Annotated in this window: 20 protein-coding genes; 9 read left to right on the forward strand and 11 right to left on the reverse strand. The window is 68.8% G+C overall.

All coding sequences use genetic code 11. The features are described from left to right. Positions 1 to 213 precede the first annotated feature (213 nt). Positions 214 to 990 carry an enoyl-CoA hydratase-related protein gene (locus ACOQFL_RS11800; RefSeq protein WP_435544169.1) on the reverse strand — a complete coding sequence of 259 codons (777 nt, stop codon included), beginning with the start codon at positions 988 to 990 and terminating at the stop codon, positions 214 to 216. A gap of 240 nt (positions 991 to 1,230) precedes the next feature. Between ACOQFL_RS11800 and ACOQFL_RS11805 the strand changes: the two genes are divergently transcribed. Beyond that, a complete protein-coding gene (locus tag ACOQFL_RS11805; RefSeq protein WP_435544170.1) occupies positions 1,231 to 1,599 on the forward strand; it encodes a YciI family protein in 369 nt (122 codons plus the stop codon). Continuing rightward, positions 1,596 to 2,822, forward strand: a complete 1,227-nt coding sequence (locus ACOQFL_RS11810; protein ID WP_435544171.1) for an RNA polymerase sigma factor — start codon at positions 1,596 to 1,598, stop codon at positions 2,820 to 2,822. Before ACOQFL_RS11805 ends, ACOQFL_RS11810 begins: the two co-directional genes overlap by 4 nt. Before the next feature lie 49 nt (positions 2,823 to 2,871). Here the strand turns inward: ACOQFL_RS11810 and ACOQFL_RS11815 are convergent, their stop codons facing one another. The 3 genes from ACOQFL_RS11815 to ACOQFL_RS11825 all read right to left on the reverse strand — a co-directional run bounded on the left by ACOQFL_RS11815 (position 2,872) and on the right by ACOQFL_RS11825 (position 10,895). After that, positions 2,872 to 3,114: a hypothetical protein gene (locus ACOQFL_RS11815; protein WP_435544172.1), complete on the reverse strand. Its 243-nt coding sequence runs from the start codon at positions 3,112 to 3,114 to the stop codon at positions 2,872 to 2,874. A 128-nt stretch (positions 3,115 to 3,242) separates the two neighbouring features. Next, complete coding sequence (locus tag ACOQFL_RS11820; protein WP_435544173.1) at positions 3,243 to 5,687, reverse strand: ADP-ribosylglycohydrolase family protein; 2,445 nt, start codon at positions 5,685 to 5,687, stop codon at positions 3,243 to 3,245. Positions 5,688 to 5,711: 24 nt separating this feature from the next. Then, positions 5,712 to 10,895: a type VII secretion system-associated protein gene (locus tag ACOQFL_RS11825; RefSeq protein WP_435544174.1), complete on the reverse strand. Its 5,184-nt coding sequence runs from the start codon at positions 10,893 to 10,895 to the stop codon at positions 5,712 to 5,714. A gap of 677 nt (positions 10,896 to 11,572) precedes the next feature. On the opposite strand from ACOQFL_RS11825, the gene ACOQFL_RS11830 reads away from it, so the two are divergent. Both ACOQFL_RS11830 and ACOQFL_RS11835 read left to right on the forward strand, forming a co-directional pair. Further along, positions 11,573 to 12,499, forward strand: coding sequence for a DUF5818 domain-containing protein (locus ACOQFL_RS11830; RefSeq protein WP_435544175.1), 927 nt, complete (start codon positions 11,573 to 11,575; stop codon positions 12,497 to 12,499). Between the two features lie 272 nt (positions 12,500 to 12,771). Further along, positions 12,772 to 13,566, forward strand: coding sequence for an FkbM family methyltransferase (locus ACOQFL_RS11835; protein ID WP_435544176.1), 795 nt, complete (start codon positions 12,772 to 12,774; stop codon positions 13,564 to 13,566). A gap of 147 nt (positions 13,567 to 13,713) precedes the next feature. On the opposite strand, the gene ACOQFL_RS11840 is transcribed toward ACOQFL_RS11835, so the two are convergent. From ACOQFL_RS11840 to ACOQFL_RS11870, 7 genes are all read right to left on the reverse strand, one after another. Then, entirely contained in the window at positions 13,714 to 14,472 is a 759-nt protein-coding gene (locus ACOQFL_RS11840; RefSeq protein ID WP_435544177.1) for a sirohydrochlorin chelatase, read from the reverse strand. Positions 14,473 to 14,508: 36 nt separating this feature from the next. Beyond that, on the reverse strand, positions 14,509 to 15,864 hold the full coding sequence (locus ACOQFL_RS11845) for a sulfate adenylyltransferase subunit 1 (RefSeq protein WP_435544178.1): 1,356 nt from the start codon (positions 15,862 to 15,864) through the stop codon (positions 14,509 to 14,511). After that, the gene (gene cysD / locus ACOQFL_RS11850; RefSeq protein ID WP_175530015.1) at positions 15,864 to 16,808 is read right to left on the reverse strand and encodes a sulfate adenylyltransferase subunit CysD; all 945 of its coding nucleotides are present in this window, start codon (positions 16,806 to 16,808) and stop codon (positions 15,864 to 15,866) included. The genes ACOQFL_RS11845 and cysD overlap by 1 nt, the downstream gene beginning before the upstream one ends. A gap of 115 nt (positions 16,809 to 16,923) precedes the next feature. Continuing rightward, positions 16,924 to 17,649 (reverse strand): phosphoadenylyl-sulfate reductase, encoded by a 726-nt coding sequence (locus ACOQFL_RS11855; protein WP_435544179.1) that lies wholly within the window; start codon positions 17,647 to 17,649, stop codon positions 16,924 to 16,926. Continuing rightward, positions 17,646 to 17,837 (reverse strand): hypothetical protein, encoded by a 192-nt coding sequence (locus tag ACOQFL_RS11860; RefSeq protein ID WP_435544180.1) that lies wholly within the window; start codon positions 17,835 to 17,837, stop codon positions 17,646 to 17,648. Before ACOQFL_RS11860 ends, ACOQFL_RS11855 begins: the two co-directional genes overlap by 4 nt. Continuing rightward, positions 17,834 to 19,546 carry a nitrite/sulfite reductase gene (locus ACOQFL_RS11865; protein WP_435544181.1) on the reverse strand — a complete coding sequence of 571 codons (1,713 nt, stop codon included), beginning with the start codon at positions 19,544 to 19,546 and terminating at the stop codon, positions 17,834 to 17,836. Before ACOQFL_RS11865 ends, ACOQFL_RS11860 begins: the two co-directional genes overlap by 4 nt. 236 nt (positions 19,547 to 19,782) lie before the next feature. Beyond that, positions 19,783 to 19,878, reverse strand: coding sequence for a putative leader peptide (locus ACOQFL_RS11870; protein WP_435544182.1), 96 nt, complete (start codon positions 19,876 to 19,878; stop codon positions 19,783 to 19,785). Between the two features lie 338 nt (positions 19,879 to 20,216). Between ACOQFL_RS11870 and hemW the strand changes: the two genes are divergently transcribed. The 5 genes from hemW (at position 20,217) to ACOQFL_RS11895 (ending at position 25,317) form a co-directional block, all read left to right on the forward strand. Further along, on the forward strand, positions 20,217 to 21,455 hold the full coding sequence (gene hemW, locus ACOQFL_RS11875; RefSeq protein ID WP_435544183.1) for a radical SAM family heme chaperone HemW: 1,239 nt from the start codon (positions 20,217 to 20,219) through the stop codon (positions 21,453 to 21,455). A gap of 299 nt (positions 21,456 to 21,754) precedes the next feature. Continuing rightward, a complete protein-coding gene (gene hrcA / locus ACOQFL_RS11880; protein ID WP_165400776.1) occupies positions 21,755 to 22,780 on the forward strand; it encodes a heat-inducible transcriptional repressor HrcA in 1,026 nt (341 codons plus the stop codon). Positions 22,781 to 22,871: 91 nt separating this feature from the next. Further along, the gene (gene dnaJ, locus ACOQFL_RS11885) at positions 22,872 to 24,050 is read left to right on the forward strand and encodes a molecular chaperone DnaJ (RefSeq protein WP_435544184.1); all 1,179 of its coding nucleotides are present in this window, start codon (positions 22,872 to 22,874) and stop codon (positions 24,048 to 24,050) included. Positions 24,051 to 24,166: 116 nt separating this feature from the next. Next, complete coding sequence (locus ACOQFL_RS11890; RefSeq protein ID WP_435544185.1) at positions 24,167 to 24,907, forward strand: 16S rRNA (uracil(1498)-N(3))-methyltransferase; 741 nt, start codon at positions 24,167 to 24,169, stop codon at positions 24,905 to 24,907. Positions 24,908 to 24,966: 59 nt separating this feature from the next. Next, on the forward strand, positions 24,967 to 25,317 hold the full coding sequence (locus ACOQFL_RS11895; protein WP_435544186.1) for a histidine triad nucleotide-binding protein: 351 nt from the start codon (positions 24,967 to 24,969) through the stop codon (positions 25,315 to 25,317). The last annotated feature ends 94 nt before the right edge of the window (positions 25,318 to 25,411 follow it).

Raw genomic sequence — 25,411 nt, forward strand, 5'->3', positions numbered from 1 at the left:
CGGCCGCTCGATTTGCCGGGCGGTGCGGGTGGCGGAACCTCTCGCACGGCTCTCGCTCCGGGGAGGTCCGACATCGGGTAGCGACCTACACAACGTCGGGCCTTCCTCGCGAGAGCACCGCGAGAGAACCCGCGGCGGTGCCGACCGCGAGGGTGGTCGGGGTTCGCCCCGCGGGCGTGGTGGGAGTTCGGTTTATGGTGTCCCGGTGCGGGGTCAGTCCTGTTGGGGGACCCAGCTGGGGGAGCGCTTCTCGGCGAAGGCTCGCATGCCCTCCTGACCTTCCTCGCCCGCGAAGTGCTCGGCGGACAGCCGCAGCATGTCGGCGAAGTCCTTGTCCACATCGTCCGGACGGGGTTGCCGCAGCATCGCCTTGGTGGCCGCCATCGCGTTCGGTCCGCCCTTGGCCAGCATGTCGAGGTAGTGCCGTACCGCCTCGTCCAGCTCCGACTCCGGAACCGCCGCGTTGAGCAGGCCGATCGCCTCGGCCCGCTTCGCGTCGAAGGTCTCCCCGGTCAGGAACAGTTCATGGGCCTGCCTGGCGTGCAGCCTGGGCAGCACGGTCACCGAGATCACCGCCGGGACGACCCCGATCCGCACCTCGCTGAACGCGAAGGTGGCGCCCTCGGCGGCCACGGCGATGTCGCAGGCTGCCACCAGCCCGATTCCGCCCGCCCGCGCGGGGCCGCTCAGTTCGGCCACCACCGGTTTCGGACTGTTCCAGATGCACTCCAGCAGCCCGGGAACCTCGTTGATCCCCTGGTTCTCCGCGCTCTCCGAGCGGGACTCCTTGAGGTCCATGCCCGCACAGAAGACGGTGCCGGTGTGGGTCAGCCGGATCACCCGCACCGTCTCGTCGTCGATCGAGTTCCGCAGTGCTTCCAGCAGTTCCCGGCGAAGTCGCGCGGACAGCGCGTTGCGGTTGTGCGGTGAGTCCAGCGTGATCGTGGCGATGCCGCCGGTCACCTCGCGGTGCACGAGTTCGTCAGTCATGCGCCGCAGCCTAGCCGTACTCGTGGCGTGTCACTACGGTGTGCTCGTCCAACGAGCCGCTCGTCGTCCACCAGCGGGTCAGCCGGAGCACGGTCGTGGGATCGCCCCCTCGGCGGGGGAGGTGCGGGGTGGCGGAAAATCCGGAATGAAAATCCTGATCGCGTGTGTCGTGTTCGCCGGTTCGGTGACGACCCCCTGGTGAGTTGCCACAAGGGTGGTTCACTTATCGAGGAGGAAACAGTGAAGTACTTGATCCTGATGCAGGTCGACCCGACGGTGCTGGAGCAGCTCACCGACGAGCAGCAGCGGCAGCTCCAGGAAGGACACGGCGCGTTCATGGCCGAGACCAAGGAGCGAGGCGAGTTCATCGCGACTCAGGCCCTGGCCGATCCCAGTCAGTCGAAGGTCATTCGCAGTTCCGGGAGCGGGCCCGAGGTGACCGACGGGCCGTTCGTCGAGAGCAAGGAGTTCATGGGGGGCTTCTACCTCATCGATGTCGCGGACGAGGCACGAGCGGTGAAGCTCGCCGAGCAGATCCCCGATGCGAACATCCCCGGCCTCGCACTCGAACTACGTCCGGTGATGTTCGCCGATCTGGGGGACGGGTGACTGCCGATTCTCGGACGGGTGAGGGCCTGTGGCGTGAACTCACGCGACAGGCCCTCGCCCGACTGGTGCGCACCTGTGGCAGCACCCGGTTCGACCTGTGCGAAGACGCCGTCCAGGAGGCACTCCTGCACGCGCAGCAGCGATGGCCGACACAGCTCCCGGACGATCCGCTGGGCTGGCTCACAGCGACCGCCCGCCGCCGCTATGCCGACCACGCCCGCAGCGACGCGCGACGCCGCCATCGCGAGACGCGTGCCGTCTCGTTGCATCCCCCGGCGCCGGAGGCGGCCCAGAATGACGACTCGCTACTGGTGCTGCAGTTGTGTTGCCACCCTGACCTGCCACGTTCCGGGCAGGTAGCGCTGACCCTGCGCGCGGTTGCCGGACTGAGCACAGCACAGATCGCCAATGTGTACCAGGTGCCCGAGAGCACCATCGCCCAACGGATCACGCGGGCCAAGCGGCGGGTCTCCGAACTCGGCCGCCCGCTCCCCTATCCCGAGCATGCCGAGGAGCGCGTCACCGCCGTGCTCGACGTGCTCTACGCGATGTTCACCGAGGCGCACCACACGACCACCGGTGCACCGCCCCGCGACGCGGATCTCGTCGCGGAGGCGATTCACCTGACCCGGCTACTTCGCCGCAGCCTCCCCGAATCCACCGAGGTAGCAGGCCTCCTCGCGTTGATGCTGCTCAGCGAGTCCCGCCACCCAGCGAGGGTAGGGCCGGACGGGAGCCTAAAGCCGTTCGACGAGCAGGATCGGACGTTGTGGGACCGGGAACTGATCGACGAAGGAATCGAGCTCGTCGAACAAGTGACTCCGGGTGCCGAACCAGGTCCTTACTTGCTCCAGGCGTGCATCGCGGCCCTGCACGCCGAAGCTTCCGACCTCGCGACAACGGACTGGGACGAGATCCTCGTGCTCTACCGGATCCTCGAACTCGTGACAGATCGCGGCAACCCCACGATCACCCTCAACCGCATCGTTGCCCAGGCCATGGTAGACGGAAACGACACCGCGCTCGCCCAGCTCGATGTGCTGGAAGCCGAGCATCCCCGCCTTCCCCGGCTCAACGCCGTACGAGCTCACCTACTGGAGCAGGCCGACAGACCCGAGGACGCGGCGAACGCTTACCGGCGAGCGATCGCCGCCACCGTCAATCTCGCCGAGCGACAGCACCTCGGACACCGGCTACGACGCCTCTCCGGCGTGAATGAGTGAGGACTGGCCTCGGATTCGACGGTTCGTGGTACTTCGGCGATGCGGAGAGTTATTCACGGCTCTCCCGGTGGGCTGTGCTCTTGCTCTGATTCTTGCGCTGGATCGCTTTGGTGGTGCCCAGGGAAACCAGGGAGAAGCATCCGAACAGCAGCGTCGCCAGCGCTATGAGCGACCACCAGGGCGCCTTGTCCACGGGACCGAGCATCCACTCCGCCAGCAGCGGGAAAAGCGCTCCTACGGTGATCAGCAGGAAGAGGTGGATCTGGTTCGTTCCGCGGTTCGTCCGCCGCATCGCCGAAAACGCTCCTGTCGTCTCACGCTGCCACTGATCCGCCCGTGAGCTTTGGGACATCACCGCGACACGGCAGCGACCGCGTCGTCCACTCCGGAAAGTCCTGCCACTCCGGAAAGTCCCGCCGCTCACGAAGCGGGATACCGCTCGAACCACTCCGGGGGCTCCGGCGGGTTCGGTCCGAATTCCAGGCAGCCGTCCGCGGCGAGTGCGCGAACGGTTTCGCCCAGTTCGAGCTGGTGCGTCCAGTGCTCGGGGATCTCCTCGTCCACCGACATCGCCAGCAGCGTGCCCGTCACCGCGCCGCAGACCCCGCTGTTGCCGGAGTGATTCACGGCGGTGCGCAGCCCGGCCGCGAAATCTCCCTCGGCCACCAGTGCCGCGTACAGCCCGATCGCCAGCGCCTCGGCCGCGTTGAAACCAGTGCCGAGGGTGCGTTCCAGCCGCTCCGGCTCGACGACGCCGGACTCTGCGAGCTCGCGTGCCGCATCGATCCTGCGTGTCACGGGCTCGTGCTCCGGATGTCGCCCCAACTCGGACTCGGCCGCCTCGACGGCCTCGGAGAGTTCCTCCTGCCGCGCCAACCGCGAGACGATCACCCCCAGCGTGCCCGCGCTCAGCCAGGCGGTGGGGTGGCCGTGGGTGAGTGCCGCCGTCTCGGTGGCCACCCGGAAAGTCTCGTCCGCGCGGGGCGTCCACAGCATCGCAGGGATCGCCCGCAGCAGCGCGCTGCTGCCGTCCGAGTCGCTGATCGGCTCCTCCGGCGAGCCCATGGCCTGCTGCCCCTTCGCGAAAGCGATCAGCGTGCGCATCATGGTCCTGCCCGGACTGCGAGTCTGGAACAGCCCGCGCAACCCCACCAGCCAACCGTCCGGTTCGGAGGAGACGGCCAGGAACTCCCCGGCCGCGCGGGGCCAGCTCAGGTGCTGGGTGTGCAACCATCGCTGATAGGCGTGCTGCACGTGCCGCGTGGGGCGCGGCACCTCGCCGGACGACCTGCGTGACACCCCGGCCCGGATCGTTCCCTCCAGCGTGAACAGCAGCAGTTGGGTGTCGCTGCCGATTCGCCCCGAGGGATGCCCGGCCGGTACGTACTCCCGCAGTCCCTCCTCGCCGTAGCGGTCCCTGATCTCGCGCCAGCTGTCGGCCGTGACCGCCCCGCCCAGTGCCTCCCCGACGGCGCATCCCAGCACGGCCCGCACGAAACGCGGTCGCCACGCCGACTCGGCGGAGTTCTCGTCGATGGTCTCGTCGATCCTTCCGCGCTCAGCGAGCTCCGGCTGCCGGGGCGCTCCCGCCGGAAGGCTCTCCCCGCGCGGCGCGGTATCGGCCGGATCCGGACCGAACTCGGCGACGGCAGCGGCGGCCACCCGTTCCAGCAGCGGGCCGATCCGGGGCGAGGTCCTGCCGGTGCGGTTCACCCATTCCGGGCCGTGCAGGGCGCCGAGCAGCTGCCCGCACAGCATCGCAGAGGTGACGGTGTCTCCACAGTGACCGGCGGCGACCTCGATCGCCGTGGCGCAGTCCTCGGCGGCCGACAGCGCCACCCGCAGCGCCATCGCGAGCACTCCGCTGCCGGTTCCGCCGTCGGCCGTGGCCGCCAGGTTCCGCGCACTGGGCAGGCTGCCCGTCGGTCGGAAACCGGCCAGCCGCACCGCTTCGCACAGCTCCGCCGTGATGTCCGGGTGCGGGCACAGCCCGATCGCGAGCTCCGCCGCCTCCGCCAGTCCGTGGCCGCGCAGCAGCCGGGAAATCAGCACGGCGAGCACCCCGGCGGGCAGATGCCCCCGCGCCCCGCCGTGCGTGACGGCGGCGATCTCGCTGCCCAGCCGGAAAGCACTCCGGTCGTCCTCGGCCCACAGCGCCGCGGCCGCGCCGAGCGGCACGGCCGCCGCCGACTCGACGTCGTTGCCCGGGTGCTCCGGGCTCGCCGGGGTTTCCTCCGGTACGAGACGAGCCAGCACCGTCAGCATCACGGGATCACCCCCGCCGGAACCCACCAGCCTTGGATCGTCCAGCGGTGTTTCCGGACGTGACTCGGTTCCGTGCTGCTCGTCGGGCAGAGCCACGGGGACACCCCGGCTGCGCAGCCAGCGCCGTTGTCCCGCGAGCACCGCTCGCAGCGGATCGGCCCGTCCGAGCTCCCGCAGTTCGGCGTGGGCGTGGATCAGTCCGTCCAGCGCGCACAGCAGGGCCGCGGTGCGCTCCGTGCCCTGGCTGTCCTGCCGCGCGACGGTTTCACCTAACGCGCCGCCGTAGAGCGTCCCCAGCAGTCGACCGGGAGAGCGCGCCACGAAACCGTCCACGTCGAACAGTCCACCGGAAACGAAGGAGCCCAGTTTCCCGGCCGATGTGGTCTCCTCAGCGAGCCGGTGACGCAGCCCGGTGGCCCAGAGCGGCGTTGCCGCCGGGCTGGCCACGAGTCCCCGCCAGCTCCGCACCAGCCACATGGCCGGATCGGCCGTAGCATCCGGGTCGGCTCGTCTCCGAGGCGCGTTCTCGCGGGCACGAAGAGCGGTCAGTAATCGCTTCTCGTCGTCTTCCAGGGTGTTCTCGTCCAAAGCACTCGTCATCCTAGTGTGGCCCGTCGCGGACCGTTACCGCTGACGGTGTGATGACCGTTCGGTCTCGGTGACATAGGCACGTGCCCAGGCCGGAAGGTTTCCGTTCGGCTCGGTGTCCGCGACACCTCGGCGGTCGGCGAGCAGCCGGTCCACGATCTCGCGCACCTCCAGCCGGTCCAGCCACTTCGCGGGTAGCGCGCTGCTACCCCGGGAAACCCCGACCACGGCACCGCAGACCGCCGCCGTGGCGGCGCTGTTGCCGGTGTGGCTCGCCGCCAGCACGACCGCCTGGCGCCAGGAGTCGGGGTACGAGAGTGCCGCCAGCACACCGATCCCCAGGGCGCTCGGGCCGTGCCAACCCGTCCCCAACGAACGCAGCGCCGTGGCGCTCGGTGTCCCCCGCCGCGCCAGCCGAACCGCCGAGCGCAACGCGTCCGCCGTGTTCTCGCAGCCGTCGTACTTGTCCAGTTCGGTCAGTACCTCCGCCACGGCTTCGGCCAGCGTTGCTCCCCCCAGCAGCTCGTGGCTCAGCGCGGCCAGCGCACCGGCGGGCAGATAGCCGTCCGGAGCGCCGTGGGTGAGCACGGCCGTTCGCGCACCGAGCGTGAAAGCCGTGCCGGTGTCGTGGGCCAGCAGACCCAGCGGTGCCACGCGCACAGTGGCCAGGTATCCCGCCGAGTGGTTGGGTGGGTCCGTCGGGCGGGGAAGTTCGTCCTCGTCACGCGGTTCGACCAACGCGGCCGTCCCGGCGTGATCGGGAAAGCGCTGGGCGTTGAGTTCGGAACAGTGCGAGAGCCAGTCGGTCGTGGTGGGCGGGTCGATCGCCACGCCCTGCGTACGGACCCAGTGCCGTAGTGCCTCCCGGATCTCGGTTACGTAGGCGGTTTCGCTTCCGCGTCCGAGCAGGTCGGCACGGATCGTTCCCGCCAGTAGGAAGGCCAGCTGCTGGGTCGCCGCCGTGATACGCCCGCTGCTCCCGAACGCCTCGGCCAACCCGATGGATTCCGGACGTCGCAGCCGGTCCGCTCGGCCGAGCATCCAGGGTGCTCCGAACGCGTCGCCACAGGCCGCACCCAGTACGCACCCCGCCAGCCGCTCGTCGAAGTCCAGGTTCAGCGGGGTTTCCCGCGCCAGGACCCCGGAGTCGGCGGATTCGTCGGGCTGCTCACCGAACAGCAGCGCGGCCCGTTCGTCACCGAAGGCCCGCGCGGTGAGCTCGCGGAGTTCCCCGGCGAGCTCGCTGGGAACCTCCTCGGGGCTCTCCCTGAGCTTGCGCCAGGCGGCCAGCAACCGTGTCTCCTCCGCGGAGAGTTCCGTTTCCGGCGAGTCCTCCGGTGGGCCGGTTCCTTCGGAAACGTCGGATTCCGGGGCGGGCGCGGGTCCCGTCATCGCCGGGGTTCCGGGTGTCGGCTCGGACGTTCCCTCGGAGTCGGTTCCCTCCGACAGCGGGGTGCCGCGTTCTTCCCCGCCTTCCTCACCTTCGCCGGTGTGGCTTTCCTCGTCGTCGTGGACTTCACCATCCACCGTGTCGTACTCCGCCGCGTTCAGGTACTCCGCCGTTCGTGCGCTCGTCGAGGCGGCGTCGGCCTCCAACGTGGCGTCCTGCTCCGGCGCCGGGACGGAATCCGTGGCCGGGATGTCGCTCCCGGCGAAATCCGCCGCGGTAGCCACCCCGTCCGTTTCTTCCCCGGCCGGGTCCGCCACGGCCGCCGTCTCCACCGGTGTGTGTGCCGCGGCGACCTCGTCCTGTTGCCGGTACGTGCTTTCCTCGTGCGCGGTGGACTGCTCCTCCCCACCGGCTGGTTCCCCGCCCTCCGGTTCGGTCTCGTCCCCGCTCGGCGTGACCGCGGCATCCTCGGCAGGTTCTTCCGACGCTTCCGCTTCGCTCGACTGCCCGGCTTCGTCCGCCGCACCTGTTTCCGGTGGCGTGGCCAACGCCCGTTCTCGCAGCGGCCACCTGGGTGCCGCCACACCGGCTTTTCCTCCGTCGGGTACCGGATACCGTTCCGCCCAGTCCCGCTCGGGCGGCGTCTCCGTGCCGAACTCGAGCTCCGCGTCCCGCGCGAGCCGCTCGATCGACTCGCGCAGTTCCAGCGATTCCAGCCATTCCGCGGGAATTCGCTCGACCCGCGACGTGCTGCCCATGATATTGCCGCAGATCGCTCCGGTGGAGTCGCTGTCGCCGGAGTGGTTGACCGCCAACAGCACCGCGTCGGTGAACGAGTCGGGGTGGCTCAGCGCGGCGTAGACAGCTATGGCGAGTGCCTCTTCGCCCACCCAGCCACCGCCGAGCTGCTGTTCGATCACCTCAGGGCCCGGCTCGCCCAGCGAGACCAGCTCCTCCGCCCGCAACAGGCACTCGGTCGTCTCCTCGTGCCCCTCCCAGGTCGCCAGTCGCGCCAACGCGGTGTCGAGGGCCCGCCGCAGCGTGTCCCCCTCCAACAGCCGACGCACCAACACGGCCAGCGTCCCGGCAGGCAGATATCCGCTGGGATGGCCGTGGGTCAGCATCCCCGTCTCGGCGCCCAGCCGGAACACCTCGTCCACATCGGCCGACCACAGTGCCACGGGTGCGGCACGCATGACCGCGCCACACCCTTTGGAGTCGTTCAGCGGGTGGTCCGGCGAACCGGGATTGTCGCCCGCGGCGAATCCCCGCAGCGCCTCGATGCAGGTCGTTCCCGGCGCTCGTCGGTCGAACAGTTCGGGCTGGGACAGCAGCCAACCGTCCGGTTCGGTGCAGCCGGGGCCGGTGACCTCATCACTCTCGAAGCCCTGGGTGTGCAGCCAGCGTTGGTAGGAGTGCTGCACCAGCTCGACCGGATCGGTCGCCTGACCACGACGCACACTGTGACCGGCGCGGATGAGTCCGTCCAGCGTGAACAGCGTCAACTGGGTGTCGTCACTGATCGGAGCGGTGTCCGCTCCGCTCGGTTCGAGGCCGGTGGCCCCCTCGGGGCCGAACCGGTCGCGGATCGCGCGCAGCGAGTCGAACTCCACCGGGTACCCCAGCGCGTCACCGACCGCCCCACCCAGCAGACAGCCGAGCACCGGTTTCCGGGACGTGTCCGCCGCACCGGGACGTTTTTCGGCCTCGTTCGCCTCCTCCGTCGAGGAGCCCGCGTTCGCGTCGGCGCTTTCGGCCGGTTCCTCGATAGCCGGTGCTTCGGCAGGGGAGTCCTCGGCGGTCGGCTGTTCCGCCGTGGACGGTTCGGAGTGGTCGGGAACCGTCACGGGAAAGTCGGTGCTGAATCCGAGTTCGGAACCGTCCAACCTGCCCGGATAACGGTGCCGCCAGTTCGGGTCGTCCGGCGGCTCCGCGCCGAACTCCAGTAGCGCGTCCCGTCCCAGGGCTTCGATCGTCTCTCGTCCCCGCAGGTCGCGCAGCCAGGTGCCCGGCAGGGCGTCCTTGCCGTACCGGGCGCCCGCCAGGGCGCCGCAGATCGCTCCGGTGGAGTCGCTGTCGCCGGAGTGATTGACCGCCAGCAGCACGGCCGCGGCGAGGCTTTCGGTACTCAGCAGGGCACAGACGGCGATCGACAGGGCCTCGGGACCGGTCCAGCCGCCGCCGAGTACGTCCTTGAGTCGTTCCGGTGTGGGACGCCCGTCTTCGGCCAGGCCCACCGCCGCGGCCAGTGCCTGCTCCGTGGCCGATTCGGCGGCGTGCTCGCCGAGTACCCTCCTGGCCCGCGCGAGTGCCTCCGGAACCGGGGTTTCCCGCAGGAGCTCCCGGAGCAGGACCGCGAACGTGCCGGCGGGCAGATAACCGTCCGGCTCGCCGTGGGTCAGCGCGGCGGCACAGGCGGCCATTCGGAAGACCTCAGCGAGGTCGTCCGACCACAGCGCGGGACCGACTCCGCGAAGCACCGCGCCATGAGTGTCCGAATAGTACAGTGGCTCCTCGATCGTGCCCGCCCTGCCCGAGGCCGCGAACTCGCGCAGCGCGCTGATCGAGCTGCTGGCGGGCGAGCGCACCACGAACAGCTCCGGCCGCTCCACGAGCCAGCCGTCCGGTTCCGGGTGAGTGGCCGAGAACGGCCCGGCCACACGTGACCAGGAGTATCCCTGGCTGTGCAGCCAGCGCTGCAATGCCAGCTGTACGGCCGGAAGTGGTGTCTCCGCGACCCGCAGGCGCACCGCGATGTGACCGCGCACGAATCCCTCGAGCGCGAACAGCATCAACTGGCCGTCGTCGGTGAACGACCCGCCCTGCTGGCTGTCACGGTCGTAGTCGGTCACTCCCGCGCTGCCGTACCGGTTGCGGATCTGCTCCAGCGGGTAGAACTCCACCGGTGCACCGAGCGCGTCACCGGCCGCGGCGGCGAGCAGGCTGCCGAGCAGGCGCTGTCCGGTTTCGTCCTCGCCGGCTGCGCCGCTGGTCCCATCGGCAGGCGTGCGGGTGGCGTCGGAGGGCGGGGTGCTCCCCGCTGTGACGTTTTCCGGTGAACCGCTCGATCGCTCCGCCGGAGCCGTGGCCGTCGCGGGGGGTCGCTGGGGCATCGGCGGCTGCACCGGGACCGCCTGTGTCGTTCCCCCGGATCGATCCGGTCGGTGCCGGGTTCCGATCCCCGTGACCACCGTGGTCGCTTCCGAACCGTTGCGCGATGCGCCCTCGTTGGTCCGCAGCGGGATCCCCGCGGCCTGGATCAGGTCCTCGCAGGGAACACGCACCTTGCCCGGGCTGGTGGGGTTCACCTGCATATCGGTGCCGAGCGGGCGCAGCTCCGCCAATGACCTGCCGGTCATGCGTTGCCAGCTGGTCCAGTTCCGCGGCAGATGACCTTCCGAGGTGAACACCTGCAGTTGATTGCGTCCCGAAGGGTGTTCGAAGGTGAACAGTCCCTCGCCCTGCGGCTGGGCGAACAGGATGAGCTCGGCCTCCAGCAGGGAACCGAGCAGTGTCTGGGAGGGGGCGTAGCCGGTGGTGGTCAGCTGCAGTGCCCGCTCCACGTCGTTGGTGGGGGCGGGAAGGCGCAACGCCACGGGAGACGGACGGTAGTTCGGGTTCGGGGAGAAGTCCGCGGTGATCCCCCCGTGCTCGTCGACTCGGAATCCGCCGATGAATCCCCAGGGTGGGACTTCCGCGTTGGGATCGGTGAAGATCGGGTCCACCACGTAGAGCCAGCTGTTCGGCTGTTGCGCGGCCTGTTCCCGCATCGCGGGCGTAATCACCGGTCGGCTCGGTTGCTGACTGTTCATCTCCCCGTTGCTTCCCATGTCCGGTTCGTCGATGCGCAGGGTTCGACCTGCGATTTTCCGGTTGGCGACCACCTGGCGGAACGCGCACTCGGTTGGTTACGAAGATCGGACGCGGCGCGTTGAGCGATCGGTTCCGGTGTGTGTCCGCACAATCGTTACTGTCTCATGACCTCGCGGAGTGAATTTCGGTATCTCCTGTTTACCAGGAGTGATTGTCGCGATTCGTAATGTGGCGAACCGCTTTCGTGGTGGGCAGCTGCCGGTCCACGGGAACCGGGCCGCTCGTGGGGGTGTCGTTTTCTCGTTCGCCGGGGTACTTCCGATCCCTGCCCCGAAATCATGCTCCCGGTGCCGCTGCTGGTGGGGTGTGTGGGACCGAATTGCTCCGAAATGCGCAGCCGACCCGCCCTTTGTTACTCCGATCGGGTGCGAAACCTCTTGGAAGGTGGCAGTCTGGACGGTCTCGCCACGTGGTGGGAACCACGGGCATCGGACGAGTAACCGTACCCCTCGGCTCTCGCGCGGGGGTCGTCGGTCGTTCTTGCTTCGGCTCCGAGGTATCGGCGCTGTACGCGGGGTGCACACAACTCGATACGAATCGATGACCGTTTCGGGGCAACCCGAAGTCCACCGCGACGTCTCTCGGGACGAAAAGGTCATCGAAGCGATCCCGAACGGAAGGTGGCTCGACAAGGATGCGCAAGACTTTCGCGATCGCCGCCGCGGTGTTGACAGTACTGGGTGGTGCGGGTACCGCTGCCGCCGCGGAGAAATCCGACGCGCAGTCGGCCCGGAACGCTCCGAGCGGGGCAGGGTTGTTCACCAGCGCCACCGGAACGCTCGTACGCGGCGGGCAGGGATACGCCCTCACGGCGGAAAGCGACGGCACGCGCTACCGGCTCACCGGGGCACCGGGGATGCTGTTGCCCTACGCGGGTGAACGGGTCAAGGTGACCGGGAGCGAGTCCGGTAAGAATTCGGAAACCGACCGGCTCGCGGTCAGAACGGTGGAGCCGGTCGCGCACGGCGAGTCGTTGCCCGAGCGCGGGACCACCCGCCTGAACTTCCGGGTGAGTACCGACGGCTCCGTGAGCGGCGGCACGACATTCTACGGCCTGTTCGGCACCCCCGGCGCGAACCCGCGTGGCGAGGTCGCCGACATCGACGAGCTGGGTGCGGTCGCGCTGCGCGACAACGACGGTGACGGCGTCTACTCCGCACCGGTGGGGCTGCGAACCGGCCAGCGCGTCGTCGCGCGTATCGCCGTCGGCAACAGCGTGGTGGGGCCGCGAGAGGTGATCCACCCGCAGAGCATCGTCCAGCGGGACAACACGGTCGTTCTCAACGGTGACACCACCGTTTCCACCGAGTACGCGGCCACGCGTTCCTGCGGTGACGTCCCGTTCACTCCCAACTCGGACAACGGTGCATTCGGTATCGAGGCGAGCGGAGTCGACTGCGACACCGCCCGCGACGTGGCGGCGGACGCCGAGGGCCGGATCGGGCAGGATTACCGCAGCAACGGTTTCGAGTGCTCCGCGACCGAGGCGGACAGTGAGCTGGGTGGCTACGACTACACCTGCCGGGACGCCGGACGCGAGGTGACCTTCGCGGCCTCCTGACCGAGATCTCCCGCGTACTCCGAAAGGGCAGCACGAGGCGGGAGTTCTCCGGCGGCTCGCACGCTCCGGAGAACCGGCCGGCCCCGCTGTGACGGATCCGAGGGCCGATACGGACAGCCGGTCCGTATCGGCCCTGTTGCTGCTCCACGCGCCTCGCGGTGCGCTCCGGCGTATCAAGTATCCTACGTTGTGTTATTACCCGGATTCGCAAAGTGAAAAAGTGGCGTGTCGGGATGTGCGAGTGACCGAATACCTATCGAAAGCGAGTTTCCGTGTCGGGGCAGTTCGAACGAGCCGAGGAGAAACGTGTCGGCGGGGGAGGCGCGGCTGCGGTCCGACCTCGATCGCGGCTGGCCGGTCTGCTGCGGACGGCTTCGGCCGGGGCGTTGTTCGAGCCCGAGACGAGAGGCCTGCCGAGCGTGGTCGCCCCCGGCTACGTGTGCCTCGACATCGGTGCGGCCTACGGCATGTACAGCTTTTCACTGGCAGCGCTGGTCGGCGAGCAGGGGATGGTGCACTCCTTCGAACCGCAGCGTAAGCCACATCGGATACTCACGGGTCTGAAGTGGCTCGTCCGGTTGCCCCAGCTGCGGACCACTCGTGCCGCGCTCGGGAGTCGCTCGGAACCCCGCGCGCTCGTGGTCCCCCGCCGTTTCGGTTTCCCGGTGCACGGCCATGCCCACATCGACCGGCAAGGAATCACCCCCGTGGCGCACGATGAGGTGCGGCGGGTGCGAATCCACACGGTCGACGTGCTCTCGGTGGATCAGGTGCGGCGGGTACGCGGACTCGACCGCGTGGACTTCCTCAAGATCGACGTGGAGGGATACGAGCCGTTCGTGCTGGAAGGCGCCGAACGGACGCTCGCGGACTGCGAACCGACTCTGCTGCTGGAAATCGAACAACGCCACCTCGCCAGGTACGGGTTCGAAGCGGACAAACTCACCCGTTGGCTCCGCGAGATGGGATACGGCATGTACGTCTGGCACGCCGAGCGGTGGATGCCCGTCGACAGGGTGACCACTCGTAAACGGAACTACCTGTTCACCACGAGGTGGGCCGCCTGACCACCCGCTACACCGCACCGTCGCAAATTTCGCGGGAAATTGACACTCCGGCGGGGCGGTGTGGCCCCACCCGCCGTCGATTTCTCGCGAAATCGTCGCCCGGGCCGCGCCGACTGATCGAGCCCACGGGCGAGTACCCGTGCGCTCTCAAGTCGCGTGGGCCAACCGCCCCGGCCTGGCCGCCAGCGCCGCTTCGTACCGCTCGATCACCAGCTCGGCCAGTTCCGGTGCCGCTCCCATGGTGTCCGCCAGCAGGGGGTGCTCGGCGTGTTCGGTGGCCCGTTCGAGCACCCGGTCGGGCAGTCTGCCGGGAGCCAGGAACCACGAGCCGACGGCGAACCGCCGTGCCCCCTGTGCGCGCAGCCGTTCCAGCGCGGCGGGCACGTCGGGTTCGGCAGCGGCGGCGAAGGCCGCCACGGCACCGGCCCAACGGCTGTGCCGCTGCCAGACTCCGGCCACATCGGAGACCAGCCGGTTGGCGGAGTCGTGCGCCGAGCCCGCCCCGGCCAGTACGACACCGAGTTCCGGATCGTACGGATCCGCACCGCTCTCGGTCAGCCGCCGCCATGCCGCCTGCCGCAGCCTGAGGTCCGGCCCGAGCACTTCGGCCGTGCACAGCCGCAGTAGTGGATTGCGGCGTTCGGCTTCCCGCGCCGCGTTCGGGATGTCCACACTCGCGTGGTAGGCGTGGCCGAGCAACAGCGGAACGATCACGGCCCGCCTGTTGCCGTCGGCGTGCACGGCGTCGAGTACGTCGCCGAGCCGTGGTGCGGACAGCTCCAGGAACGCGGTTCGTACGTCCAGTTCGGGGCGGACGGAGCGGACCACGTCCAGCAGCCCCTGGATCGTGGCTGCCGAACGTGGATCCCGACTGCCGTGCGCCACCGCGACCAGCGGTGCGCTCATCCGGGAACTCCGGTCGTCATCGAGGCGCTGGGGTCGTCATCGAGTCACCGCGGAGGCCAGCGGGGCCAGCGGAACACCGATCAGGCCCGCCGCGAGCGTGGCACCGTCGGAGGGGTCGAGCACGATGAACGAACCGGTGCGCCTGCTGTTCGCGTAGTCGTCGATCGGCAACGACTCCGAGGTGCGGAACCGGATCTTGCCGATCTCGTTGAGCTCCAGCTTTTCCGGGGCGTCCACGCTCGACAGCTCCTGCTCGTCGAAGCGGGTGGACAGTTCGGTGGCCATGGCCTGTACGGTCCGGGCACCGTGCTTGATCAGCACCTTCGCGTTCGGCGCGAGGGGTTTCTCGGCGAGCCAGCAGACCGTGGCGTCGAACTCGTCGGTTACCCGGGGTTGGGCTTCCGCCGAGACGATGACATCGCCGCGTGCGATGTCCAGGTCGTCCTCCAGCAGCACGGTGATCGAACGTCCGGCCGCGGCGCTCTGCGCCTGGCCGTCCGGGGTGTCCACCATGGAGACCCTGCTGCGTGCTCCGCCGGGGAGAACCACCACCTCGTCGCCCTCGTTGACCACTCCCGCGGCGACCTGACCCGCGTAACCACGGTAGTCCGGGTGGTCGGCGGTACGAGGCCGGATCACGTACTGCACCGGCAACCGGAACGGAACGTCGTGCGGGTCCGGAGCGACCGGAACGGTCTCCAGGTGCTCCAGCAGGGCGGGGCCGTCGTACCAGGGCGTGCGTTCGGAACGTTCCACGACGTTGTCGCCGTGCAGTGCCGACACCGGGACCGTGACCACGTCCTCGTCGGAGTAGCCCAGGGCCCTGGCGTGCTGCGCGAAGTCCTGGGCGATGGTGGTGTGCACCGACTCGTCGAAGTCGACCATGTCGATCTTGTTGACCGCCAGCACCAGGCGCGGGACGCCGAGCAGCGCCAGTACCGCGGCGTGCCTCCTGGTCTGTTCCACCACGCCCTTACGGGCGTCGACCAGCAGCACCGCGAGCTGCGCCGTGGAGGCACCGGTGACGGTGTTCCTGGTGTACTGCACGTGACCGGGGGTGTCGGCCAGCACGAAAGTGCGCTTGCCGGTCGCGAAGTAGCGGTAGGCCACATCGATGGTGATGCCCTGCTCGCGCTCCGCGCGCAACCCGTCGACCAGTAACGACAGGTCCGGAGTGCTCAACCCGCGGTCGGCGCTGGCACGGTGTACCGCGTCGAGCTGGTCGGCCAGTACCGACTTGGTGTCGTGCAGCAGCCGTCCCACCAGCGTGCTCTTGCCGTCGTCAACCGAGCCCGCTGTGGCCAGCCGCAACAGGTCGGTGTGCACCGGAAGCGCTACTTCGGTTCCGCTGTCGGGGGCGAACCGGGTGAGGGTGTCGGTGTCGTTGCTCATCAGAAGTAGCCCTCCCGCTTACGGTCCTCCATGGCTGCCTCGGACATCCTGTCGTCGGCTCGGGTCGCCCCCCGCTCCGTGAGGTGGCTGGCGGCGACCTCGGCGATCACGTCGTCCACCGTGTATGCCTCGGACTCCACCGCGCCGGTGCACGACCCGTCCCCGATGGTGCGGTAGCGAACAGTCTTCTCGTGAACCTCCTCGCCCTCGCGTGGCCCGCCCCACGGGCCGGAGGTCAGCCACATGCCGTCCCGATGGAAGACTTCCCTGCGGTGGGCGTAGTAGAGGTTGGAGAGCTCGATCTTCTCGCGCTGGATGTAGCGCCACACGTCCAGTTCGGTCCAGTTGGACAGCGGGAAGACCCGCATGTGTTCGCCCGCACGGTGCTTGCCGTTGTAGAGGTTCCACAGCTCGGGGCGCTGCCTGCGCGGATCCCACTGGCCGAAGGCGTCGCGCAGGCTGAAGACGCGTTCCTTGGCGCGGGCACGCTCCTCGTCACGCCTGCCGCCGCCGAACACGGCGTCGAAGCGGTTCTGCTCGATCGCCTCCAGCAGCGGCTGCGTCTGCAGCGGGTTGCGGGTACCGTCCGGCCGTTCGCTGAGCCTGCCGTCGTCGATCCAGTCCTGGACCCTGGCGACGACCAGTCGCAGATCGTGGCGGCTGACCAGCTCATCGCGGAACCGCAGCACTTCCTCGAAGTTGTGTCCGGTGTCCACGTGCAGCAGCGGGAACGGCACGGGTGCGGGCCGGAACGCCTTCAGTGCCAGGTGCAGCAGCACCGTGGAATCCTTGCCTCCGGAGAACAGGATCACCGGGCGATCGAACTCCCCAGCAACCTCCCGGAAGATGTGGATCGCCTCGGATTCCAGCGCATCGAGGTTGTCCACTTGTGGTGGTGCCTCGGATGTCGCCGGATCTTCCGGTAGGTCGAGATTTTGATCCATGATCGCTTCCGTCGTCATCAGCGTGCCCTTACACAGTTACCAGTTCATCCCATCGGGTGATGTCCTGGTGCCGGTCGTACCGGCATTCTCCCCCGGAGTTCCCGAGTTCGCGGGCTTAGGCGTGCAACCCGCACTCCGTCTTCGTGCTACCGGCCCAGCGGCCACTGCGCCGATCCGCGCCCGGTGCGGGCTTGGCGGTGCACGGTTGACACCCGATCGAGGGAAAGCCGGCGGGGACCAGCGGATTCACCAGCACATTGTGCTCGGTGATGTAATTGTCCATGTCCTCGTCGGTCCACGCCGCGAGCGGATTCACCTTCACGAGGTTGTTGCGTTCGTCCCAGGTCACGAGGGGAGTTTCGGCCCTGCTCGGCGAATCCACGCGTCGCAGTCCGGTGATCCAGGCCTCGTAGCGGGCCAGTGTGTCGCGTAGCGGAAGAACCTTGCGCAGGTGACAGCACCGCCCGGGGTCCCGTTCGTAGAGCCTCGCGCCCTCGGAGGCGTCCTGCTGTTCGACCGTCTGTTCGGGCATCGCGTTGATGATGTTGACCTCGTAGGTCTGCGCGACCGCGTCACGGGTGCCGAGTGTCTCGGCGAAGTGGTAGCCGGTCTCCAGGAACAGCACGTCCACACCCGGCTGGACCTTCGAGACCAGGTCTATCAACGAGGCGTCCTCCATATTGGAGGCCATGATCAGGTTCTCGCCGAACGTGCGGGCGGCCCAGTCGAGTACCTCCGAGGTGCTCGACTCGGCGAGTTGCTCGGAGGCTTCCTCCGCCAGAGCGCGGAGTTCGTCGTCACCACGTCGAAAGCCGATTCGGGAAGTGCTGTCGGTGGTCATGGTTCTTCGTCCTCCTCGGTCAACGCCAATCCGGCCAGTCGTACCGTGAACACGCGACGGCACGCCTGACATTTCCACGCGCCCACGGGTTCAGCCTCCGGTGTGAGTTCCTCGTCACCGCAGTACGGGCAGTAGAACGGAACGGCCCTGCCCTCGGGACCCGGTTCTGCCGAACGCCCCCCGGTCACGTTAGCGCCTCGTCGCCGACGCGTTTCGTCCACTGGGCGAAGGTCTCGTCCTCGCCGCGCTGCTCGACGTAACGACGCACCAGGCGTTCCACGTAGTCCCCCACCTCGGCGGAAGTCACCTTGTGCCCCCGGATCTTGCGTCCGAAGCCCGCGTCCCTGCCGAGGCCGCCACCAAGGTGCACCTGGAAGCCCTCGACCTGGTTGCCCTCCTCGTCCTGCACCAGCTGACCCTTCAGGCCGATGTCGGCGACCTGGGTGCGGGCGCAGGCGTTCGGGCAGCCGTTCAGGTTGACCGTGACGGGTTTGTCGATGTCGCCCTGCACGTCGTCGAGCCTGCGCTCCAGATCCTCGACCAGCTCCATCGCACGGTTCTTGGTCTCGACGATCGCCAGCTTACAGAACTCGATTCCCGTGCACGCCATGACGCTGCGTCGCCAGGACGAGGGCCGTGCCCGCAGGTCGAGCCGGTCCATGTCGCCGACGAGGTTCTCCACCTCGGAGCCCGGGACGTCGAGCACCAGCAGGTTCTGCTCCACGGTGGTGCGGATCCGGCGCGATCCCGCACGTTCGGCGGCCTTGGCGACCTCGATCAGCTTGGAACCGTCGACCCTGCCCGCCACGGAGGTCACGCCGACGTAGTAGTTGCCGTCGACCTGCTCGTGCACCCCCACGTGGTCACGGGGTCCGTCAGGCAGCGGTGGTGCCGGACCGTCGGTGAGCGCGCGGCCGAGGTACTCGTTCTCCAACACCTCGCGGAACTTCTCGGCCCCCCAGTCCGCCACCAGGAACTTCATCCTCGCCCGGTTGCGCAGCCTGCGGTAACCGTAGTCGCGGAAGATCCGCACCACGGCGTTCCAGACCTCGGCGGCCTCCTCCACGGGAACCCAGGCGCCCAAGCGCACCGCGAGCTTGGGGTTGGTGGAGAGGCCACCGCCCACCCACAGGTCGAAGCCGGGGCCGTACTCGGGGTGCTCCACCCCGATGAGCGAGATGTCGTTCGTCTCGTGAACCACGTCCTGTCGCGGGGAACCCGAAATGGCGGTCTTGAATTTGCGCGGCAGGTTCGAAAGTGATTCGTCACCGATGTAGCGCTCGGTGATCTCCCTGATCGCCGGGGTGGCGTCGACGATCTCGTCGGCGGCGATGCCGGCCACCGGGGAGCCCAGCACGACGCGTGGGCAGTCACCGCATGCCTCGGTGGTGTACAGCCCCACGGACTCCAGCTTTTGCCAGATGGCGGGCATGTCCTCCACCCGGATCCAGTGCAGCTGGACGTTCTGCCGGTCGGTGATGTCGGCGGTGTCGCGGGCGTAGGTCTGCGAGATCTCACCGATCACCCGCAGCTGTTCGGTGGTCAGCGCGCCGCCGTCGACCCTGATGCGCAGCATGAAGTACGAGTCGTCCAGCTGTTCCGGCTCGATGGTGCCCGTCCGAGCGCCCGGAATGCCGGGAGCGCGTTGCGTGTAGAGCCCCCACCAGCGGAACCGACCGCGCAGGTCGGAGGGGTCAATGGAGTCGAACCCACGCTGCGCGTAGATGTTCTCGATACGACCGCGGACGTTGAGTGGATTGTCGTCCTTCTTGGACTGCTCGTTGCCGTTCAGCGGTTCGCGGTATCCGAGCGCCCACTGGCCCTCCGCGCGGCCCTTGCCCTTGCGTGCGGGTGCGCGGCGTTGTGTGGGGCTCGGTGCTTCCGTCGGGGGGACCATTCGTCCGACCTCCGCGATGACATGGCGTAGCTACGCCGCGAGAGTTTTACGGGGAAAGAATGTTCACGACCCGGTTACCGACACACCGGATCGGACTTGGACACGAAACGCGACAGGAACTACCGGGGGTTTCCGATCGGACCGACGCGGGCCGCCACTCGGCACCGGGTGTTCCGGAAGCGGAACCCGCGGCGGATTCGCCGAGTGAGCACCCCGTCAGGTGCGGACGGGAAACCTCAACAGTTCGTGCTCCGGCACAGCGCGCTGGAGACCCGCCGCAGATCCAGGTAACGCCGGGCGACCAGCAGCAGCTCGGTGGGGGTCGCGTCCATGGTCGTCAGAGTGCCACGCGCGTATTGGGTGGTCCAGGATCATCCGCATGCTGGGACAGCACGTCACCCGTCCGTTGGCCGCTCTTGTGTGCGAACACACCCGCACACCTGGGGCGCTCGGCGTGGTGGCCATCGCTCGCCGGGGGGGGGGAAGCGACTCTTTCCGGTGGGAGCAACCTCACACTCACGGAGCACCGTAGTCGATCGCCGTCGCGAGGTGACGGCGGGGCGGTGGAACCGATGTCGGGGGAGGTCCCCTGGTCCGCCCGAGGCATGCTGGTTCGCCCCGAGGCAGGAGCGTCCGCGCTCCTGTCGGCCCTCGAATGCCTGCTGGGAGAATGTGTGTCGTGAGCACGCATCAACCGACCGGCGAACAACCACCGCAACAGGGCACGCTGCCCCCCGCCGCGCTGCGTGGTGTGGGACAGCGGCCGTTCGGGATATACGTGCACGTGCCGTTCTGCGCCACCAGGTGCGGTTACTGCGACTTCAACACCTACACCGCCGACGAGCTCGCGGGCGGCGGCAGTTTCCGCGGCTGGCTCGACGCACTCAAGGCCGAACTGGAGCTCGGGGCCCGGGTGCTGGGGGAGGGCAACAGTGCGGTTCCTCGCGCCGAAACCGTCTTCGTCGGCGGCGGAACTCCCTCGCTGCTGGGGGGTGAAGGACTGGGCGAGGTGCTCGACGCGGTGCGTGCCTCCTTCGGGCTCGCCCCGGACGCCGAGGTCACCACCGAGGCCAACCCCGAGTCCACCTCCCCGGAGTTGTTCACCGCCCTGCTCCAGGCGGGCTACACCAGGGTTTCGCTGGGTATGCAGTCCGCGGCCGAACACGTGCTGCGGGTGCTGGATCGCAACCACACCCCGGGCCGCGCCGTCGCCGCTGCCCGGGAGGCGATGGCGGCGGGATTCGAGCACGTCAGTCTCGACCTCATCTACGGCACGCCCGGGGAGAGCAGTGACGACCTGCGAGGCTCGCTGGAAGCGGTGCTGGAGGCCGGAGTGGACCACGTCTCGGCCTACTCCCTGATCGTCGAGGAGGGGACGGCCATGGCTCGTCGGGTTCGCCGCGGCGAGCTGCCGATGCCGGACGAGGACGTGCTGGCCGCCGACTACGAGCTCGTCGACGGAGTGCTCTCCAAAGCCGGATTCCACTGGTACGAGGTCTCCAACTGGGCCACCGACGAAGCGGCGCGCTGCGCACACAACATCGGTTACTGGCGGGGCGGTGACTGGTGGGGTGCGGGACCGGGGGCACACAGTCACGTCGGTGGTGTGCGGTGGTGGAACCTCAAGTACCCGGCCCGTTACGCGGCTGCCCTGGGGGAGGGGAGCTCACCCGCTGCGGGGCGGGAGGTACTCGAGGCGGAGGACCGGCGCGTCGAACGCGTCATGCTGGAATTGCGGCTGCGGGAGGGACTCACCACGGAGGTGCTCGACGACGCCGGAGTCGCCGAGGCCCGGCGCGCCGTGACCGACGGCCTGCTGCGGGACGACGAGTTGCGTGCGGGACGCTGCGTGCTCACCGATCGCGGCAGACTGCTGGCCGACGGGGTGGTCCGTCGACTCGTCGGGTGATCGGACGCTCGTCTCTTCGGGCTTCACCCATCAGGTTCCCCGGAGTCCCCCTCGAACCTCGCGCGAAGGACCGGTCAGCGGGCGAGTCCCGGCACGTGTCCCCTCGGCGGCCCGTGCTCCGAGCCCCGGTGAAAGCGGGTTCCGGACCATGCACGTCCCTCCTGCCTGCCCACGACCCTCGTGGCCCTCGGCTCAGCGGTCGAAACACCGTAAACTCGGACGGTGGACCGCAGGCACGGGACGCGTGTCTGCCGAGTCGGACGTGTCCATTCCGGGGCGCGCCGAACGAGGAGGTGACGCTGGTGAATGCGGACGAGCGCCGGTTCGAGGTACTGCGCGCGATCGTTGCCGACTACGTGTCCACCAACGAGCCGGTCGGTTCCAAGACGCTCGTCGAGCAGCACAATCTGGGTGTGTCCAGTGCCACGGTACGCAACGACATGGCCGTGCTCGAGGAGGAAGGCCTCATCGCGCAGCCGCACACCAGCGCGGGACGGATCCCCACCGACCACGGGTACCGGACCTTCGTGGATCGGCTGCACGAGATCAAGCCGCTCACCTCGCCGGAACGCCGTGCCATCCACGCCTTCCTGGAGGGCGCGCTGGATCTCGACGACGTGATGCGGCGGAGTGTGCGGCTGCTGGCCCAGCTCACGCAGCAGGTAGCCGTGGTGCAGTACCCCACGTTGACCCAGTCCACAGTGCGTCACGTCGAAGTGGTGACCATCACTTCGGCACGGCTCATGCTGGTGCTGATCACCGACACCGGGCGAGTCGATCAGCGTATGGTCGACCTGGGTGACGTCATCGGCGAGGAGGACGTGTCGCGGTTGCGCACCGTGCTCAACTCGGCGATGGCGGGCAAACGGCTGGCCGAGGCCTCCGCTTCGGTGGCCGAACTCCCCGAGCAGTCTCCCCCGGAGCTGCGGGAGACCATGTCCAGGGTGTGCGGGGTTCTCATCGAAACGTTGGTGGAACACCCCGACGAGCGCATGGTGCTCGGGGGAACCCCCAACCTCACCCGCAACGTCGCCGATTTCCCCGGTTCGTTGCGCCAGGTGCTCGAGGCGCTCGAGGAGCAGGTGGTCGTACTGCGGCTGCTGGCGGCGGCACGGGACTCGGACGGCGTGACGGTTCGTATCGGGATGGAGAACGAGGCCGAGGAGATGCAGACGACCTCGGTCGTTTCCACCGGTTACGGTTCGCATGGGACGGTACTGGGGGGTATGGGCGTGGTCGGCCCCACTCGGATGGATTATCCGGGAACGATGGCAGCGGTTCGTGCCGTTGCGTCCTACGTGGGAGAGATCCTGGCGGGGCGGTGACGTCCGCGTCGGCACGTGTGGCGCGCCACGACCGGCCCTTCGGAACTCTTCGGCATGTACCCGCTAGACGAGCAGAGGAAGAGCGCACAAGGTGGCCAAGGACTACTACGGGATCCTCGGGGTATCGAAGGACGCGACCCAGGATCAGATCAAGCGGGCTTACCGCAAGCTTGCGCGGGAACTTCATCCCGACGTCAACCAGGAGGACGGCGCGCAGGAGCGCTTCCGAGAGGTAAGCACTGCTTACGAAGTTCTTTCGGATCCCCAGAAGCGCCAGATGGTCGACCTGGGCGGGGACCCGATGGACAGCGGGGGAGGTGCCGCGGGCGGTCGCGCCGGTGGCGATCCCTTCGCCGGATTCGGCGGCCTCGGCGACATCATGGACGCGTTCTTCGGTGGCGGCTCCGGCGGCTCCGCCGGACGTGGCCCGCGCAGCCGGGTGCAGCAGGGCTCCGACGCGCTGCTGCGCCTGGAACTGACGCTGGAGGAGTGCGCCCAGGGAGTCAATCGCGATGTAACGGTCGACACGGCTGTTGTCTGTGACACCTGCGAGGGCGGCGGCTCCAGCGCGGGCAGTGCCCCCTCCACCTGTGACACCTGCGAGGGCCGCGGCGAGATCCAATCGGTGCAGCGCTCCTTCCTCGGGCAGGTCATGACCTCGCGTCCCTGTCCCGTCTGCCGTGGCTTCGGCGAGGTGATCACTGATCCCTGCCAGCAGTGCGGCGGTGACGGGCGGGTGCGTTCCCGGCGCACCATCACGGTGAAGATTCCCGCCGGTGTCGGTGACGGGATGCGGGTCCGTCTCGCCGGTGAGGGCGAGGTCGGCCCCGGCGGTGGTCCCGCCGGTGACCTGTTCGTCGAGGTCGAGGAACTGCAGCACGAGCGGTTCGTCCGCGACGGTGCCGATCTGCACTGCCACGTTCAGGTGCCCATGACCGCGGCCGCGCTGGGAACCGTGGTCAACATCCCAACCCTCGAGGACGAGGAGGAGCTGACGGTCGAGCCCGGCACGCAGCCGGGAACCGAGTACGTCCTCGACGGCCGTGGGTTGCCCAAGCTGCGTTCCAACGGACGGGTGAGCGGCCACGGCGACCTGCATGTTCATCTGGATGTGCGGGTGCCGACGAAACTGGACGAGGACCAGGCCGACCTGCTCCGCCAGTTGGCCACCGCGCGTGACGAAGAACAGCCCGAACCCACCGTCAGCGCCGGTGGAAACGGGCACCGCAACGGCATCTTCTCCCGTTTCCGAGGCTTCGGTCACCGCTGATTCCGCACCGCTGATTCCGCCCGGCCCCGTTCCCACGGGGCCGGCACGGGACACGGTTTCCCACGCGGCACAGCGGTCCGCCGTGTTTTCGCTCGTCTCCCGGAAGGGGCATCACGATGTCATCCACCCTCCCGGTCTTCTCGGTCGAGGAGCTGCCCCCGGGCGAGCTCGCCCGCCTGGACGGCCCCGAGGGCAAACACGCCGCCACGGTGCGCCGCATGCGTTCCGGAGCGCGGCTGTTGCTCTCGGACGGACGGGGCGGTACGGCCGAGTGCGTGGTGACCGATGTCGCGCGGGACTCCCTGGACCTGGAGGTGGTGCGGCGGGACAGGGTTCCCGCCGCCGAACCCCGGGTTCGGCTGGTCCAGGCGCTGGTCAAGGGTGACCGTGGTGAACTCGCCGTCGAGCTGGCCACGGAGGCGGGGGTCGATGTCGTAACGCCGTGGCGGGCCGAGCGTTGTGTGGCGCGTTGGGAGGACGGACCCCGGGGGGCCAAGGCACTGGCCCGGTGGCGCAACTCCGCGTTGCAGGCCGCCAAACAGGCACGCAGGGCCTGGACCCCCACGGTGACCGAGCCCTGTTCCACCTCGGGGGTCGTGGAGGCGCTGCGTGGTAGCGAGGTCGCCTTCGTGCTGCACGAGTCCGCCGAGCTCGGCTTGACCGAGGCCGAGTTGCCCACCGCCGGTGAGATCGCCGTGATCGTCGGCCCGGAGGGCGGCATCACCGATCAGGAGCTGTCGACACTTGGTGCGGCGGGCGTCCGGCCGGTCCGGCTGGGGCACGAGGTGCTGCGTGCCTCCACCGCGGGGGCCGTGGCGCTCGGGGCGCTCGGGGCGCTAACACCCCGCTGGCGCTGATCGGATCCCGGGCGGAGCACCCGCTCACGGTGTGATCGGCGATGGATAGTCTCGCGGGTATGACCGACACCGAACCCTCCCTGTTCGAACGGATGATCGCGGGCGAGATTCCCGCCGATTTCGTGCACACCGACGAGCGCACGATCGCGATCCGCGACATCAGTCCGCAGGCCCCGGTCCACGTGCTGGTGGTCCCACGTGAGCGGTACCGTAACGCGGCCGAGCTGGCCGCGGCGGATCCTGAGCTGCTGTCCGAACTCGTCCGGCTCGCGGGGCGGATCGCCGAGGACGAAGGGATCGCGGAATCGGGATACCGCCTGCTGTTCAACACCAACTCCGACGCCGGGCAGACCATCTTCCACGTGCATCTGCACCTGCTCGGCGGACGCCAGTTGGGACCGTTGGCCTGACCACCCCTGGCCGGCCCACCGGCCGTGCCCGCAGCGGGCAGGGGGTGTGCTCGGCGCGTCCCGGAGGCGAGCATCGGCGGTAATCCAGTTGTCC

The sequence above is a fragment of the Actinopolyspora sabaoui genome, from assembly GCF_051225635.1.
GTDB lineage: Bacteria > Actinomycetota > Actinomycetes > Mycobacteriales > Pseudonocardiaceae > Actinopolyspora.